Below are 17,160 nucleotides of genomic sequence, written 5' to 3'. Positions count from 1 at the left end.
CATCACCACGCGACACCCAACAACACGATCAATCACGAGACAGCCCTTGGAGGTCGCGCTGGCGGTGCACGATCAGCCGCTGCAGGGCGATGAACGCGAGGAGGAGCACCCCGATCACGATCTTGGTCCACCACGAGCTGAGCGTGCCCTCGAACGAGATGATCGTCTGCACCGTGCCGAGGACCAGGACGCCGACGACCGAGCCGACGACGTAGCCGACGCCGCCGGAGAGCAGCGTGCCGCCCACGACGACGGCCGCGATCACGTCGAGCTCCATGCCGACCGCGTGCAGGCCGTAGCCCGAGAGCATGTAGAAGCTGAACAACAGCCCCGCCAGCGCCGAGCAGAACCCGCTGATCACGTAGACGCCGACCTTCACCCGCCCGGCCGCCAGCCCCATGAGCGTCGCCGACGACTCGTTGCCGCCGACCGCGTACACGGTCCGGCCGAAGCGGGTCAGGTGCAGCACGTACGCCGCGAACGCCACGACGAGGAGCGCGACCACCACGCTGTAGGTGATGGACACGTCGCCGAGCGGGATGCTCTCGGTCGCGATGGCGCGGAACGCCGGGTCCTTGATGGACACCGACTCCACGCTGATCACGAAGCACAGCCCGCGGGCCAGGAACATGCCGGCGAGCGTGGCGATGAACGGCTGCACCCGAAGCTTGTGAATCATCAGCCCCATGCCGAGCCCGAGCACGGACCCGGTGGCGAGCACGGCGAGCATGGTCAGCCACGCCGGCCAGCCCGCGCGCAGCGCGGCGGCCGCGATCATCGTCGACAGCGCCACGACCGCGCCGACGGACAGGTCGATGCCGCCGGTGAGGATCACGAACGTCATACCGACCGCGAGCACGATCAGGAACGCGTTGTCGATGAACAGGTTCGCCACGATCTGGCCCGACGCGAACCCCTCGTACCGCACCGAGCCAGCGCCGAACGTCAGCACGAACACCACGAAGGTCGCGATCACCGGCAGGAACCGCGACGGCACCCGCGGCGGAGCGATCACGGTCATCGGACGGCCACCTCCTCGACCTCCTGCTCGGCCTTCGGCGGGGCCGGTGCCCGCCGCAGCGCCGGCGCCACGCGCGGGGCCTGGAGCAGGCACACGATGATCACGACCACGGCCTTGAACACGAGCGTCACCTCGGGTGGCACCCCGATCGTGTAGACCGTGGTGGTGAGCGTCTGGATGATCACGGCGCCGAGCAGCGTCCCGGTCAGCGAGTAGCGGCCGCCGGCGAGCGAGGTGCCGCCGATGACGACGGCCAGGATCGCGTCGAGCTCGATCCACAGCCCGGCGTTGTTGGCGTCCGCGGCGCTGACGTTCGAGCTGATCATCAGCCCGGCCACGCCCGCGCACAGCGCGACGAAGACGTAGACCGTCCAGATGATCGTGCGCGCGCGGACCCCGGCGAGCCGGGACGCCTCCGGGTTCACGCCGACCGACTCGACCAGCATGCCGAGCGCGGTGCGCCGGGTGGCCAGCGCGACGCCCCCGAGCACCGCCAGGCTGATCAGGATCGCGATCGGCAGCACCAGGAAGCCCGCGCCGACCTGGCGGTAGACGTCGTCGTCGATGGTGACGATCTGCCCCTCGGTGAGGAGCATGGCGATCCCGCGCCCGGCGGTCATCAGCACGAGCGTGGCGATGATCGGCTGGATGCCGACGACCGAGACGAGAAAACCGTTCCACAGCCCCAGGACCGCGCACAGCACCAGCGCGAGCGCCATCGCGGTGACCGGGCCGCCGCCGTCGGCGATGTGGGTGCACGCCACCGCGCCCGCGATGGCCGCGACGGCGCCGACGGACAGGTCGATGCCGCGGGTGGCGATCACCAGCGTCATGCCCAGCGCGATCAGCAGCGTCGGGGCTCCGTTGCGCAGGATGTCGACCAGGCTGCCGAACAGGTGCCCGTCCTGCAGCCGCAGCGCGAAGAACGATGGCGTGAACACGAGGTTGAGCAGCAGTAGGGCGACCAGTGCGAGGGCCGGCCACAGCAGGCGCCGGTTGCTCATGAGCGGACCTCCACCCTGGTCGAGCCGCTGGCGATCAGCTCCATCACGTCGTCGACGCCGGCGTCGGCGCCGGACAGCTCGGCGATCTTGTGTCGGTCGCGCAGCACGACGATCCGGTCGCAGATACGCACCACCTCCTCCAGCTCGGCGGAGATGAACAGCACCGCCATGCCGTCGGCGGCGAGGTCGGCCACCACCTGCTGGATCTGCGCCTTCGCGCCGACGTCGATGCCGCGGGTCGGCTCGTCGAGGATCAGCAGCCGCGGCCGGGTGATCAGCCAGCGGGCCAGCAGCACCTTCTGCTGGTTGCCGCCGGAGAGCGTGCCGACGACCGCGTCCGGGTTCGCCGGCCGGATGTCCAGCCGCGCCAGGTACGAGGCGACCAGCTCGTCGGCGGTGCGGCGGGGTACCTGCCTGGCCCAGCCGCGGGCGGCCTGCATCGCGAGGATCATGTTGTCCCGTACCGTCAGGTCGCTGACCAGCCCCTCCGCCTTGCGGTCCTCGGAGGAGTACGCGATGCCCTTCGCGAGCGCCGTGCGGGGGGAGCGCAGCCGCAGCGGCCGCCCGTCCAGCAGCACGCGGCCGGTGTCCGCGCGGTCGGCCCCGGCCAGCAGCCGGGCGAGCTCGGTGCGGCCGGAGCCGAGGAGCCCGGCGAGGCCGACCACCTCGCCGGCGTGGATCTCCAGGTCGAACGGCTCGATCGCGCCGGACCGGCCGAGCCCCTCGGCCACCAGCAGGGGAGCGGGGTCGGCGGCCCGCCGCTCGGTGCGCCGCTCGACCTCCGCCAGCACGCCCAGCTCCCGGCCGAGCATCGCCGACACCAGCGTGATCCGGGACAGCTTCGGCGTGTCGTGCTCGCCGACCACCTTCCCGTTGCGCAGCACGGTGACCCGGTCGGAGATCTGGAACACCTGCTCCAGGAAGTGCGTGACGAACAGAATCGCCACGCCCTCGTCCCGCAGCACCCGGATGATCCGGAACAGCTCGGCCACCTCACCGGCGTCCAGGCTGGACGTCGGCTCGTCGAGGATGAGCACCCGCGCGTCGACCGCGACCGCGCGGGCGATGGCCACCAGCTGCTGCACGGCGATCGGGTGGTTGCCCAGCGCCGAGCCGGGGTCGATGGTCAACCCCATGCGGGACAGCAGCTTCGCCGCCCGCGCCCGCATGGCCCAGCCGTTGATGGCGCCGAAGCGCCGCGGCTCCCGGCCGAGGAGGATGTTCTCCGCGACCGAGAGGTTCGGGCACAGGTTGACCTCCTGGTAGACCGTGCTGATCCCGGCCGCCTGCGCCTGCGCCGGCCCGGCGAAGGACACCGGCTCGCCGGCGAGGTGGATCTCACCGGTGTCCAGCGCGTGGACGCCGGTGAGTGCCTTGATCAGCGTCGACTTCCCGGCACCGTTCTCGCCCATGAGCGCGTGCACCTCGCCGGGGAACAGGCGGAAGTCCACGTCCTGCAGGGCCTTCACACCGGGGAACTCGACGGTGATGCCCCGCAGGTCCACCAGCGGCTCGTTCCCCGGCCTCGTCCTCGCCGGGTTCGTCGGGTCGGTCATCGGGTCAGTACTGCCGGTCCGGGAGCGCCGCCTTGGCCTCCTCCTGGGTGAAGGTGGTCTCCTCCGTCACCACGCGCTCGGGGACCTCCTCGCCGGCGACGACCTTCTTCGCGAGCTCCATGAGCTGCTCGCCCAGCAGCGGGTTGCACTCGACGATGAAGTTGATCTCGCCGGCGGCCAGCGCCTCCATGCCCGCCTTCACCGCGTCGACGGTGATGATCTTGATGTCCTTCCCGGGCACCTTGCCCGCGGCCTTGATCGCCTCGATCGCGCCGAGACCCATGTCGTCGTTGTGCGCGTAGACGACGTCGATGTCCGGAGTGGACCGCAGGAACGCCTCCATCACCTGCTTGCCGCCCGAGCGGGTGAAGTCGCCGGTCTGCGACGCGACGATCTCGATGTCCGGCCGGGAGGCGATGACCTCCTCGAAGCCCTCCTTGCGGTCGATCGCCGGCGCGGCGCCGGTGGTGCCCTGCAGCTCGACGACCTTCTGCGGGCCGGTCGCGTTCTCCACCAGCCACTCGCCGGCCTTCCTGCCCTCCTCCACGAAGTCGGAGCCGAGGAAGGTCTCGTAGAGCGAGGTGTCGTCGGAGTCGACCGCGCGGTCGGTGAGGATCACCGGGATGTTCGCGCGCTTGGCCTCCAGGAGCACGGTGTCCCAGCCGGTCTCCACCACCGGGCTGAACGCGATCACGTCCACCCTCTGCTGCACGTAGGAGCGGATCGCCCTGATCTGGTTCTCCTGCCGCTGCTGCGCGTCGGAGAACTTGAGCTCGATGCCGGCGGCCTCGGCCGCCTCCTGGATCGACTTCGTGTTCGCCGTCCGCCAGCCGCTCTCCGCGCCGACCTGCGCGAACCCAATGGTGATCGTGCCGTCGTCCCCGGCGGCCGCGCCACCCGACCCGCCCTCGCCGCATGCGGCCAGTGCGGCCAACGCGACCGCGGAGAGCGCGATCGTGATCTTCTTCAACACTGCTCTTCCTCCGTGTGGACAGTGGGTGACCCAGGTCACTGGGCCACTAGAGTGAACGCTCACAGTCCACACGTCAAGCCTGCAGGATCGAGGACTCATCTCGCTTGACGTGGTGCTGAACGCGTTCTATGTTAGCGCTCACTTCTCCCGTCATCGCCGACTCGAAGGACCCCTCATGCGGGTACTCCTCGTTCGCCGCCGGCCCCGGTTGCTCGTCACCGCCCTCGTGCTCGCCCTCCTGGCGGTGCTCCCCGTACCGACGGCCGCGCTGGCCGACCCGGCCGGCGCGCGGTACGCGGGCTACCTGTTCTTCTACTTCACCGGCGAGGGCACCGAGTCCGGCGAGCAGGTGTACCTCGCCGCCAGCCGCGGCGACGACCCGCTGCACTGGGACGAGCTCAACGGCGGCGCGCCGGTGCTCACGTCCTCCCTGGGGGACAAGGGCGTCCGCGACCCGTTCATCGTCCGCTCGCCCCGCGGCGACCGGTTCTACCTGCTCGCCACCGATCTGCGGATCCACGGCGACGGCGACTGGGACGCCGCGCAACGCCACGGCAGCAAGCACATCGAGGTGTGGGAGTCGACCGACCTGGTGCACTGGTCGGCGCAGCGGCACGTGCGGGTCTCGCCGGACACCGCGGGCAACACCTGGGCGCCGGAGGCGTTCTGGGACCGCACGATCAACCGCTACGTCGTGTTCTGGGCGTCGAAGCTGTACGCGGCAGACGACCCGGACCACACCGGCGAGTCCTACAACCGGATGCTCTACGCCACCACGGAGGACTTCCGCACGTTCTCCGAGCCGCGGGTCTGGGTCGACCCCGGCTACTCGGTGATCGACTCCACGGTCGTCGAGCACGACGGCTGGTACTACCGGTTCACCAAGGACGAGCGCGGCGCCGGCCCCGGAGCGCCGTGCGGGAAGTTCATCGTCGCCGAGCGGGCCAGGGAGTTCCGCGACACCAGCTACGACTTCCTGGCCGAGTGCATCGGCTCCGGCGACATCGCCCGGGGCGAGGGGCCGACGGTGTTCAAGTCCAACACCGAGGACCGCTGGTACCTGTTCATCGACGAGTTCGGCGGCCGCGGCTACGTGCCGTTCACCACGACCGACCTCGCCTCCGGCCGGTGGGACCTGGCCACCGGCCACGAGCTGCCCGCGCGGCCGCGGCACGGGACGGTCCTGCCCGTCACCCGTGCCGAGCTGGAACGGGCGCGCGCCGCGTTCCCCTGATCCCACGCGAGGAGCAGCACCTCCATGTCCAGACGCGGGCCGCTGTGCGCGGCCGTACTCGCCATGACCATGCTCGTCACCCTGCCCGGCACGAGCGGCGCCGCCGAGACCGAGTACACGGTGTCCGTCGACGCGGCCGGCACCGGCCCGGAGATCTCCGAGCACATGTACGGCGTCTTCTTCGAGGACATCAACCGGGCCGCCGACGGCGGGCTGTACGCCGAGCTCGTGCAGAACCGGTCGTTCGAGTACGATCCCGCCGACAACGCCGCCTACACCGGCCTCACCGGTTGGGCCCCGCACAGCGGCGACCCGCGCGTGGTCGACGACGACGGCAGGCTCAACGAACGCAACCGGCGCTACCTGCGGCTCGACCTGCCCGCCGGGGTGATCAACGCCGGGTACAACTCGGGCATCCGGGTCGAGCGCGGCGAACGCTACGACTTCTCCGTCTGGGCCCGCACCACCGCGGGGAGCACGCCGCTGTCCGCCGCGCTGACCGATCCGGCCGGGCGCGCGCTGGCCGACCCGCTGCGGATCGCGGTCCGCGGTGACGGCTGGGCGAAGTACACCGGCACGTTCACCGCGCGCGCCGCCAGCATCAACGGCCGGCTGCTGGTGCGCGGCGAGGGCGGCGGCACGCTGTCGTTGGACATGGTGTCGCTGTTCCCGCGCGACACCTTCAAGAACCGGCCCAACGGCATGCGCCGCGACCTCGCCGAGAAGATCGCCGCGCTGGACCCCGGGTTCGTCCGGTTCCCGGGTGGCTGCCTGGTCAACACCGGCAGCCACCACGGCTACGAGGCTCCGGACTTCGAGCGCCGCCGGTCCTACCAGTGGAAGGACACCATCGGTCCGGTCGAGACTCGCGCCACCAACGCGAACTTCTGGGGCTACAACCAGTCCTACGGCCTCGGCTACTACGAGTACTTCCAGTTCACCGAGGACGTCGGCGCCATGCCGCTGCCGGTGGTGCCGGCGCTGGTCACCGGCTGCGGCCAGAACCAGGCGACCGACGACCCCGCGCTGCTGGCCCGCCACATCCAGGACACGCTCGACCTGATCGAGTTCGCCAACGGCCCGGTCTCCTCGACGTGGGGCGCCAAACGGGCCGAGATGGGCCACCCGGAGCCGTTCGGGCTCACGCACATCGGCATCGGCAACGAGGAGAACCTGCCCGACGAGTTCTTCGCCCGCTTCGTCCAGTTCCGCGCCGCGATCGAGGAGCGGTACCCGGACGTCACGGTGATCAGCAACTCCGGGCCGGACGACACCGGCGGCACGTTCGACCGGCTCTGGCAGCTCAACCGCGAGGCTGGTGTGGACATGGTCGACGAGCACTACTACAACAGCCCGGCCTGGTTCCTGCAGAACAACGAGCGCTACGACGGCTACGACCGCGCCGGCCCCAAGGTGTTCCTGGGTGAGTACGCCTCGCAGGACAACCGGTTCCGCAACGCGCTCGCCGAGGCCGCGTACATGACCGGGCTCGAGCGCAACGCCGACGTGGTGCGGCTCGCCTCGTACGCGCCGCTGCTGGCCAACGAGGACTACGTGCAGTGGCGACCGGACATGATCTGGTTCAACAACCGCGCGTCGTGGGGCTCGGCCAGCTACGAGGTGCAGAAGCTGTTCATGAACAACGTCGGCGACCGGGTGGTGCCGAGCGAGGCCACCGGCACACCGTCCACACTGGAACCGATCACTGGAGCGGTCGGGCTGTCCACCTGGGGCACGTCGGCGGCCTACGACGACGTGCGCGTGACGGCGGCCGACGGCACCGCGCTGTTCGCCGACGACTTCTCCGGCACCGACGACGCCTGGACCCCGATCGCCGGGCAGGGCAGCTGGTCGGTCGTGGACGGTCGGTACGTCCAGTCCGACGCGGCGGCGGAGAACACCATGGTGGCCGCGGGCGACCCGGCGTGGCGCGACTACGACCTGAGCGTCAAGGCCACCAAGCTCTCCGGCCGCGAGGGGTTCCTGGTCGCCTTCGGCGTCCAGGACACCGGCAACTACTACTGGTGGAACCTCGGCGGCTGGAACAACACCCAGACCGCGGTGGAGAAGGCCGAGGGCGGCGGCAAGTCGACCCTGGTCTCCGACGGGACGACCGTGGAGACCGGCCGCACCTACGACGTGCGGGTGCAGGTGCGCGGCCGGCACGTCGCGCTGTACCTGGACGGCGAGTTGTGGGGCGAGTTCACCGACGACGCCGTGGTGGAGCCGTTCCGCCAGGTCGTCACCCGCGACGAGCGCACCGGCGAGCTGGTGGTCAAGGTGGTCAACGCGCAGGACGACGCCGCCCGCACGACCGTCCGGCTCGACGGCGCGGACGTCGAGCGGCGGGCGCGGGTGACCACGCTGCAGGGCCACCCCGACGACGCGAACACCCAGTACACCAGCCCGATCGCACCCCTAGAGTCCACTATGGACGTCGCGGCGGAGTTCATCCACACGTTCCCGGCGAACTCGGTGACGTTCATCCGGATCAAGACCAGGAGCACGCGATGACCGGTTTCGACAGAAGAACCCTGTTCCGGGCGGGGGGCGCGGCCGCCGCCGCGACCACGGTCCCGGTGGCCACCGCGAGCACGGCCGCCGCCGCCACCGGCACCGCCTCGCCGGGTCGCCGTGACCGGTCGGGCCTGACCACCCGCAACCCGTTGGTGGAACAGCGCGCCGACCCGTTCATCACCCGCCCGGTCGACGGGATGTACTACCTGACGGGCTCGGTGCCGGAGTACGACCGGCTCGTCGTGCGCGGCGCGTCCACGCTGGACGGTCTCGCGTCCGCTCGCGAGCGCACCATCTGGCGCCGTCCGAGCAGCGGGCGGATGGGCGGCTACATCTGGGCACCGGAGCTGCACCGGATCGACGGCCGGTGGTACGTCTACTTCGCCGCGGGCGACGCCGACGAGCCGTTCCGCATCCGCACCTATGTCCTGGAGTCCCCGAACGCCGACCCGCGCGCGGACGGCTGGCTGCCGCCGCGCCGGATGGTGACCGCGTGGGACACCTTCACCCTGGACGCGACCACCTTCACCCACCGGGGGAAGCGGTACTTCCTGTGGGCGCAGAGCGAGCCGGGCATCGCCACCAACAGCAACCTCTACATCGCCGAGATGGCGTCCCCGCTCGAGCTCGCGACCGAGCCGGTGCGGATCGCGGTGCCGACCGCGAGCTGGGAGATCCAGGGCTTCCGGGTCAACGAGGGTCCGGCCGTGCTGATCCGGAACGGCCGGGTGTTCGTCACCTTCTCCGCGAGCGCCACCGACGCGCGGTACTGCATGGGCCTGCTCACCGCGGACGAGAACGCGAACCTGCTCGACGCGCGGTCGTGGACCAAGACCGGCCCGGTCTTCGTCACCAACGACCAGACCCGGCAGTTCGGCCCGGGGCACAACTCGTTCACCGTCGCCGAGGACGGCCGGACCGACGTGCTCGTCTACCACGCCCGCGACTACCGCGACATCGACGGCGACCCGCTGTTCGACCCGAACCGGCACACCCGTGTGCAGGAGCTGGGGTGGAACGAGGACGGCACGCCCAGCTTCGGCGTGCCGGTCGGCAAGGGCGGTCCCATCAGCCGGCTGTCCCCGTTGGACGCGCCGCACCTCGTCGTGCGGCACTTCGAGTACCGGCTGCGGGTCGATGGCAACGTCCGGGAGCTGGCCGACTCGCAGTTCCGGTTCGGCCCGGGGCACTTCGGGGCCGGCACGGTGTCGCTGGCGTCGGTGAACTTCCCCGACCGGTACGTCCGGGTCGCCGACGTCCTCCGCGTCGACCCGTACGAGGACACCGACGCCTACGGCCGGTCGACGAGCTTCGTCCGCGAGCCGGGCCTGGCCGACCGCGACGCCGTGTCCCTGCGGCTCGTGACCGACCGTGACATGTACCTGACGCATGAGAGCGGCCGGTTGGTGGTGGCCCGCCGACCGGGTCGGGGACGCGCCGAACGGGAGCGTGCGACGTTCAGAATCCGCTGATGGTGCGACACTGGTGGACAGGACGATCATGACCCGGAGCGAGGTTCGGCGGTGGACGACGCGGTGGTGGGGAGCAAGGTCGCGCGCGACCCGGCGATGACCGATGTCGCGCGGTTGGCCGGAGTGTCCCACCAGACCGTGTCGAGGGTGCTGAACGGGCACCCGAACGTGCGCGAGCAGACGAGGCTCAGGGTGCGCGCGGCCATCGCCGAGTTGGGGTACCGACCGAACAAGGCGGCGCGGGCCCTGGTCACGGGGCGTACCCAGCTCATCGGCGTGGTGGCGGCGAACTCGACGCTGTACGGTCCGGCGTCGCTGCTGGCGGCCTTCGAGCTGGCGGCGGGCGAGGCGGGTTTCGCGGTGAGCCTCAAGCGCGTGCAGGTGCTCGACCGCACGTCGATCGCCGAGGCCGTGGAGCACCACCGCGACCAGCGGGTTGCCGGCATCGTGGCGATCGCCCCGACGGCGTCGGCCAACGAGGCGCTCGCCGACGTGCCAGCGGGCGTCCCGGTGGTAACAGTGGACGGTGATCCCGAGCGGGCGATGCCCGTGGTGACCGTGGACCAGTACGCCGGTGCCTACGACGCGACGAAGCACCTGCTGGCGGCCGGCCACCGGACGGTGTGGCACGTGTCCGGGCCCCCGGACTGGTTCGACGCGATGGGCAGGGTGCGCGGGTGGCAGGACGCGCTGGAGGCCGCCGGGGCCGAGGTCCCGCCGCTGGTGGCGGCGGACTGGAGCGCGGCCGCCGGTTACCGTGCCGGACAGATGCTGGCGAGGATGCCCGAGGTCACGGCCGTCTTCGCCGCGAACGACCACCTGGCGCTCGGCCTGCTCCGAGCCATGAGCGAACGGGGCAGGTCCGTGCCGAGGGAGGTGAGCGTGGTGGGCTTCGACGACGTCCCGGAGGCGGCGTACTTCATCCCCCCGCTGACGACCATCCGTCCCGACTTCGACGCCGTGGCGCGGGAGACGCTTGGCCTGCTGCTGGCACAGGTCTCGGCGGACGAGGTCGAGGAGCCGAAGCGCACGGTCCCCCCGAGCCTGATCCAGCGGGACAGTGTGGCCCCGCCGCGGGCCTGACAGACGTGCCGGTCGGGAAGGAGCGGCTTCCGCCCGAGGCGACCGAGTGGAGTGCGTCAAGGGGTCGCGGGTTCGAATCCTGTCAGCCCGACGGTCGCGAAGGGTCGCGGCAGAGCAGAACGGAGCGGGAAAGGTGAACTGGCGGCAGGTCAAACGTGCGGTGTTCGCGCGGCACTGCAACCCGTGGAGTGCCTGGACCCGGTGGGCCAGCATCCCACTGATGCTGGTCCCCGTCTGGCGGCGCAGCTGGCGCGACGCCGCGTTCGTCGGTGCGTGGATGGCGGTCAACCCGGTGGTGTTCGGCAAACCCGCGCACGAGCGGGCCTGGTCGACCCGCGCGATGCTCGGCGAGGAACGGTGGATCGAGGAGCGACCGATGGACGCCGCGATGGCCGTCAACGCCGCCGCGACCGTGGCCGGGGTCGGGGCGATGGTCGCGGCCCGCCGACGTCGCGCCGTCCCGGCCGCGGTCGCCGCCGCGGCACAGATGGGACTCTTGCTGGCGTACTGGGAACTGATGGCCCGCTACCACGACACCCGCCATGGCAACGGCGCCGGTCGGGGTGCGCGGTGATCATGACCTTGGGTACGCGGCCAGGTGCAGGCATGGCGCGTCGCGCACCGGTTTCTCCTTGGTTCGGGCGGTTGGGTGGTGGGCGGCGGGTCGGCCGCCGGCCCCCCCGGGGGGGGGGGGGGGCGCCGGGCCGGGGGGGGGGGGGGGCGGGGGGGGGGGGGGGGGGGGGGGCGGCCCGCCCCCCCCCCACCACGGTGTCGGGTCAGGACGCCGGTTCGCCGGAGGGTGCGGCGAGTTGGACGCCGAGCCGGACAGGGATGCCGAAGTTCGGCGTGCCGTCCGAGTTCCAGGTGAACTTCTGCGCTCGGGTCGAGCGGTTCATGTCGCAACCGCCGGATGCACTGTCGTTGGCGTGGTAGACGATCCAGTCCTCCGTGCCGTCCGGGGACTTGAAGAAGCCGTTGTGGCCCGGGGCGTAGACGCCGTTGGAGTCGCTGCGCTGGAACACCGGGTTGGGCGACTTCGTCCAGTGCGCCCGGTTGAGCGGATCACTACCGGTCAGCGTGAGCAGACCGAGCTTGTAGTCCGGGCTCCAGCACGCGCTGGCCGAGTAGACGATCATGACGCGGCCGTTGCGGTACAACGGTTCCGCACCCTCGTTGACCGGCGCGGTCTGGCGTTCCCAGGCCAACGTGGGCTGCGAGATGGTGCGGCGCGCACCGGAGAGCGTGTAGGGGTTGCTCATGGGTGTGATGGTGAGGCTCTGTGTGCCGTCCATGGCGCTGCCCAGCATGTACAACCTGCCGCCGTGCTGGAGGATGCTGGCGTCGAGTTCCCAGGTGTCGCCCAGGTCCGCCTTGAACGTGTAGGGGCCCATGGGGTCGGTGCCGGATGACTCCAGTACGTGGAGGCGTTGCGTTGGGTTGTAGTCCTGCACGTTCTGCCCTGCGACGTAGTAGAGGTACCAACGCCCGTTGAGCAGGTGGAACTCCGGTGCCCACATGTTGCAGCAGCCGTTGGGGCGTCCCGCGAGGTTGAAGATCACCTGGTCAGGTGCGGTCGACAGCCCTGCCAGGGTCCGGGACCGGCGCGTGGTGATCGTGGAATTCCACGTCGTCGTGGCCAGGTGGTAGTAACCGTTGTGGTACTGCAGCCACGGGTCGGGGCCGTTGCGCTTGATCGGGTTGGTGAAGGTACCCGCGCCCGACCCCAGCCGCACCAGCTGCCACTGCTGGTTCGCCCCGTCCAGGTCCGGCCACTGCACGACGCGCGCACCGTCCTCTGTGGACCACTCGTAGACCTCCACGGCCTTGCCGCTGTTGCGGTTGAGCAGTCGCACGTACCCGTCCGCGGAGTCCACGAGCCGGAACTGCTGGCTCGTTGCGTTGCTGTCGGCCCACTGCACCACGTCGGCGGCGTCGGCGGTGGAGCCACCGGAGATCTGGAGCACCTTGCCGCTGTGGCGTGACTTGAGCCGGTAGTAGCCGCCGCCGGAGTCGACGAACTGCCACTGCTGCCAGGCCCCGTCGTTACGGGTGTACTGGGCGATCCGGGCACCGTCCTCGGTGGCGAGGTCGTACACGTCGAGCGCCTTGCCGCTGTTGCGGTTGACCAGGACGTAGGAGGCATTGGTGTCCACCACGGCCGCGGCCGCGGCCGGTGGCAGGGCGGTGGTGAGCCCACCGAGCACGGCGGTCGTGACCGCCAGGACAAGGGTGGTCCACCGTCGTCGCCGCGGACCGCAAGTGGTCGTTGTCACGGTCTTCTCCCTGGGTGAGGTCAGTAGACGTAGGGCCAGCCCGCCGAGTCGCGGGTGAGCAGGTTGATGCCCAGCAGCGACGCGCCGTTGTTCGCGTAGTAGTGGTAGATCAGGACGTCGCCGTCGCTGTCGGCCAGGACGTCCTGGTGCCCGGGGCCGTGAACGTCGCCATGCCCGGCGAGGATCTCGGTGCCGCCGCCGGAGGTCATCGCGACACCGTTGCGGTCGACGTACGGGCCGGTGACGCTGGTGGAGCGGCCCACCATCACCCGATAGGTGCTCGACGCACCCTGGCAGCACCGGTCGAACGAGACGAACAGGTAGTAATGGCTTCCGCGCTTGACGATGTTCGGCGCCTCGATCGCGCCGCCGCCCCGCCCGGCGATCGAGCGGATCGTGCTGTCCGATCGCAGGCCGGTGGACGGGTTGAGCGCGATCATCTTGATGCCGGACCAGAACGAGCCGAAGGACAGCCACCAGCGGCCCTGGTCGTCCACCACCAGATCGGGGTCGATGGCGTTGAAGTTGTCCGACGTGCGCGACTCGATCACCAGGCCGCGGTTGGTCCACGTGCCCGAATTGCCGCTGGTGCTCGTCGCCAGGAAGATCGCCGACCGGTTCGACCCGAACGTGGAAGCCGAGTAGTACAGCCAGTACTGGCCGTTGTGGTAGGAGATGTCCGGTGCCCACAGGTTCCGGCTGCCGCCGGTGTAGGTGCTCGTCCACGGCGCACCGCCGGGGAACACCGCACCCGCGTTGCGGAACGCGGTGCGATCGGTGGACGTCTTCAGCGCGATGTCGTTGCCGGTGTGCGCGACCAGGTAGCTGCCGTCAGGGCGTTTGACCACGCTCGGGTCGTGCACGCCGATGTCACCGGTCACCCGGCCCGGTGCCGGGTAGGCAGCCGCTTCCGGTGCCGCCACCACGGTGACGGTCAGGGCCGCCGCCAATATCAGGATGCGTTTCATCGACGAGACCACGATGTCCTCGATTCCAACGAATGACAGCAGGGGACGTGCCACCGCGCCCGGCCACCGCCTCCTCGTGAGCAGGACACCACCTGCCACCGGCGTGCACCGGGTCAGCGCGACGGGAGCACACACAGCACGATAACGGCACCGGACAGTGCCGACAACACATTCCTGTTATCGCTAACAGCCAATGTGCAGGAGTGCCGACGCCAGCATTACCGGACCAAAACCGTCTGAACTCCCGGTTCGGAGATCAAATCCGTTTGCGGCCACGACGGAGCAAGGCAAAAATGTTAACGCTCACAAGAGTTGTGTCCCGCGCTCCGGGGACGGTCGCTCTCGCACCGGAGTGGAGGTCGTCTCGCGAAACGTCGCCGCCACGTCGACGAACTCACGGGTCTCGGTGGCGTTTCCCCATCGTGCTTTCCCGGGCGATGAGCCGGTGCCCGGCACGTACTTCGATGCCGGGCACCGGCCCCGTGCTGCCGATGCGCATGAGCAGCCGTTCGACCGCGGTCGCGGCGATGGCGGCCTTGTCCGGAGAGATCGTGCTGATGGCCGGGTTCGAGTAGCGGCCTTCCTCGATGTCGTCGTAGCCGATCAGCGCGATGTCCTCCGGCACGCGGCAGCCCAGTTCCAGCGCGGTGTGCAGCGCGCCGAGCGCGACGAGGTCGCTGTAGCAGAAGACGGCGTCCGGGGGGTCGTCGCGCGCCAGCAGCGCACGCATCGCGCCGGAACCGTCGGCGCGGTTGAACCGCGGCGTCGGGATGACGAGGGACTCGTCGACGGGCAGGCCGGCGTCCTCGTGTGCCTGGCGGTAGCCGCGGGTGCGCAGCTGTGCGGCCTCACCCGTGGGGTAGGGCTGGTCGCCGATCGCCGCGATGCGCCGCCTGCCGAGGCCGATCAGGTGGGCGGTGGCGGCCCGTGCGGCTGCCACGTCGTCGATGCCGACGTGGTCGAAAACGCCGTTGGACACGCGTTCACCGAGGACGACCAGCGGCAGGTCCGGGTCGATCTCGACGAGGTCCTCCTGGGCCAGCCCGAGCGGGCTGAAGATCATCCCGTCGAAGAGGAACGCGCGGGCGCCGCGGCTGATCAGCTCCCGTTCGTGTGCCGCGTCGCCGTCGGTCTGGTCGATCAGGACGTTGTACCCGTGTTCCCGCGCCCGCGGGATGATCGCCTGCAGCAGCTCGGCGAAGTAGGGCGTGTCGAGGTAGGGCACGACGACCGCGATCTGTCCGGACCGGCCGCGTGCGAGGTTGCGGGCCAGCACGTTCGGCCGGTAGTTGAGCTCGCGCAGCGCCCGCTCGACCTTCTCACGCGTGCGTGCGGTGACCGGCGCGTAGCCGTTCACGACGTTGGACACCGTCCGGGCGGACACCCCGGCCAGCTGTGCGACGTCACGCAAGGTGGCATCGCGCATGACGTTCTCCTTCGGTGCAGGCAGGGCCGCTGGGAGAAGTGTGCATGGCCTCTCCTACCACGACAACCCGATGCCGCCGCGAAAACAAAGGCTTGCAGCGCGGCAAACCGGCGTTCATACTGTTTTGCAGCGCAGCAAAACCAGGTGTCACGGCGATAGCCATGGTCAGGCCCTGCGGACCTGTCCGGTCGTGGCGCGCAGCACCCCCCGGTCCCTGCCCTCGCTCCTGCTCGGCGTGCCCCCGGATGTGCCCGTTCCCCGCCGGTGGTCGCCGCCCGCGGAAAGGCGCTGTCTCATGCTCGGCATCAACCGGTCGCGAACACTCGTCTCCGTGCTCACCGTGGCAGGGCTCCTGGCCGCCACCGCGTGCGGCGGCGACAGTGGCGGCTCGGACGGCGGCCCCGTCCGCGTGTCCGTGTGGGCGTGGTATCCCGAGTTCAAGGGCGTGGTGGATGCGTTCAACGCCTCCCACGACGACATCCAGGTCGACTGGACCAACGTCGGCACCGGCCCGGACCAGTACGCCAAGCTGAAGACCGCGTTCACCGCGGGCACCGGGGCCCCGGACGTCGCGATGGTGGAGTTCCAGCAGATCCCCACGTTCCTCATCCTCGACGCGCTCGTGGACATGGGACAGTACGGCGCCGGCGCGGACGAGGACCTGTACGCGGAATGGGCCTGGCAGCAGGCCACCGACGGCGACAAGGTCTTCGCCATCCCCGTCGACGGCGGTCCGATGGCACTGATGTACCGCAAGGACCTCTTCGACCAGCACCGGATCCCGGTGCCGACGACCTGGGACGAGTACGCGACCGCCGCGGAGAAGATGAAGGCGGTCGACCCGGACGCCTACATCGCGAGCTTCGGCAGCGACGGCGGCTGGCTCAACGGCCTGATGTGGCAGGCGGGCTGCCGGCCGTACGGCTACTCGATCACCGAGGCCAGGGACAAGGTGAAGATCGACCTGACCCACCCGGACTGCGAGAAGGTCATCGAGTTCTACGGTGACCTCGTCGAACGGGACCTCATGGCCACCGACCCGTTCTTCACCGCCGACGCCGCCGCCGCGCTGGACTCCGGCAAGTACTGGACGTGGGCCGCGGCGGGCTGGACACCCGGATACGTCGCGGGTTCCCTGAAGAACACCGCGGGCAAGTGGGCCGTCGCTCCGATGCCGCAGTGGGAGAAGGGCGCCGACGAGCACGGCGACTGGGGTGGCTCGACGTTCACCGTCACCAAGCAGGCCGACAACCCGGAGGCGGCCACCGTGGTGGCCCGCGAGCTGTTCGGGAAATCCGAGGAGGCCTGGGACATCGGCCTGAACAAGGCGTTCCTGTACCCGCTCGTCAAGGACGTCGCGGCCGACCCGGCGTTCACCGGCAAGGCGTACGAGTTCTTCAACGGCCAGAAGGTGAACGAGATCTTCGTGCCGGTGTCGGAGAAGCTGGGCGACTTCGACTACACCCCGTTCCAGGACTTCGTGTTCGGCGACCTGCTCGACCGGTGCGCGGAAGCCACCTCCGGGCAGCGGGAATGGGACACGGTGCTCGACGCGACGCAGAAGAACGTCGTGGACTACGCGAGGAAACAGGGCTTCACGGTGGAATAGGAGATCCCGTTGCGGCGCAGACGC

General features: G+C 70.2%; 13 protein-coding genes. 6 read left to right on the top strand and 7 right to left on the bottom strand.

The genetic code is table 11. The annotated features are described in order from the left end of the window. Positions 1-28: 28 nt before the first annotated feature. The 4 genes from yjfF to JT362_RS04155 are packed head-to-tail and all read right to left on the bottom strand — an operon-like array spanning position 29 to position 4,554. The gene (yjfF, locus tag JT362_RS04170; protein WP_260189661.1) at positions 29-1,021 is read right to left on the bottom strand and encodes a galactofuranose ABC transporter, permease protein YjfF; all 993 of its coding nucleotides are present in this window, start codon (positions 1,019-1,021) and stop codon (positions 29-31) included. Then, positions 1,018-2,025 carry an ABC transporter permease gene (locus JT362_RS04165; RefSeq protein WP_260189660.1) on the bottom strand — a complete coding sequence of 336 codons (1,008 nt, stop codon included), beginning with the start codon at positions 2,023-2,025 and terminating at the stop codon, positions 1,018-1,020. The genes yjfF and JT362_RS04165 overlap by 4 nt, the downstream gene beginning before the upstream one ends. Next, positions 2,022-3,581 (bottom strand): sugar ABC transporter ATP-binding protein, encoded by a 1,560-nt coding sequence (locus JT362_RS04160; protein WP_260189659.1) that lies wholly within the window; start codon positions 3,579-3,581, stop codon positions 2,022-2,024. Before JT362_RS04160 ends, JT362_RS04165 begins: the two co-directional genes overlap by 4 nt. Positions 3,582-3,585: 4 nt before the next feature. After that, positions 3,586-4,554 (bottom strand): ABC transporter substrate-binding protein, encoded by a 969-nt coding sequence (locus JT362_RS04155; protein ID WP_260189658.1) that lies wholly within the window; start codon positions 4,552-4,554, stop codon positions 3,586-3,588. A 175-nt stretch (positions 4,555-4,729) separates the two neighbouring features. On the opposite strand from JT362_RS04155, the gene JT362_RS04150 reads away from it, so the two are divergent. From JT362_RS04150 to JT362_RS04130, 5 genes are all read left to right on the top strand, one after another. Beyond that, entirely contained in the window at positions 4,730-5,788 is a 1,059-nt protein-coding gene (locus JT362_RS04150) for a glycoside hydrolase family 43 protein (protein WP_260189657.1), read from the top strand. 24 nt (positions 5,789-5,812) lie between these two features. Beyond that, positions 5,813-8,302 (top strand): alpha-L-arabinofuranosidase family protein, encoded by a 2,490-nt coding sequence (locus tag JT362_RS04145; protein WP_260189656.1) that lies wholly within the window; start codon positions 5,813-5,815, stop codon positions 8,300-8,302. Next, positions 8,299-9,777 (top strand): family 43 glycosylhydrolase, encoded by a 1,479-nt coding sequence (locus JT362_RS04140; RefSeq protein WP_260189655.1) that lies wholly within the window; start codon positions 8,299-8,301, stop codon positions 9,775-9,777. The genes JT362_RS04145 and JT362_RS04140 overlap by 4 nt, the downstream gene beginning before the upstream one ends. 96 nt (positions 9,778-9,873) lie before the next feature. Next, positions 9,874-10,860, top strand: a complete 987-nt coding sequence (locus JT362_RS04135) for a LacI family DNA-binding transcriptional regulator (protein ID WP_375546439.1) — start codon at positions 9,874-9,876, stop codon at positions 10,858-10,860. Between the two features lie 133 nt (positions 10,861-10,993). Next, on the top strand, positions 10,994-11,434 hold the full coding sequence (locus tag JT362_RS04130) for a DUF6653 family protein (RefSeq protein ID WP_260189653.1): 441 nt from the start codon (positions 10,994-10,996) through the stop codon (positions 11,432-11,434). 202 nt (positions 11,435-11,636) lie between these two features. Here the strand turns inward: JT362_RS04130 and JT362_RS04125 are convergent, their stop codons facing one another. The 3 genes from JT362_RS04125 to JT362_RS04115 form a co-directional block, all read right to left on the bottom strand. Further along, complete coding sequence (locus JT362_RS04125; RefSeq protein ID WP_260189652.1) at positions 11,637-13,133, bottom strand: family 43 glycosylhydrolase; 1,497 nt, start codon at positions 13,131-13,133, stop codon at positions 11,637-11,639. 20 nt (positions 13,134-13,153) lie between these two features. After that, complete coding sequence (locus JT362_RS04120) at positions 13,154-14,101, bottom strand: arabinan endo-1,5-alpha-L-arabinosidase (RefSeq protein WP_260189651.1); 948 nt, start codon at positions 14,099-14,101, stop codon at positions 13,154-13,156. Positions 14,102-14,495: 394 nt separating this feature from the next. Then, the gene (locus JT362_RS04115; protein WP_260189650.1) at positions 14,496-15,527 is read right to left on the bottom strand and encodes a LacI family DNA-binding transcriptional regulator; all 1,032 of its coding nucleotides are present in this window, start codon (positions 15,525-15,527) and stop codon (positions 14,496-14,498) included. A 331-nt stretch (positions 15,528-15,858) separates the two neighbouring features. Here JT362_RS04115 and JT362_RS04110 point away from each other — a divergent pair, with 331 nt between their 5' ends. Beyond that, on the top strand, positions 15,859-17,136 hold the full coding sequence (locus tag JT362_RS04110) for an ABC transporter substrate-binding protein (protein WP_260189649.1): 1,278 nt from the start codon (positions 15,859-15,861) through the stop codon (positions 17,134-17,136). Positions 17,137-17,160 lie beyond the last annotated feature (24 nt).

This window comes from Actinophytocola gossypii, from assembly GCF_025165815.1.
In the GTDB taxonomy this organism is placed as follows: domain Bacteria; phylum Actinomycetota; class Actinomycetes; order Mycobacteriales; family Pseudonocardiaceae; genus Actinophytocola; species Actinophytocola gossypii.
This window is presented reverse-complemented; position numbering and strand designations above follow the sequence as displayed.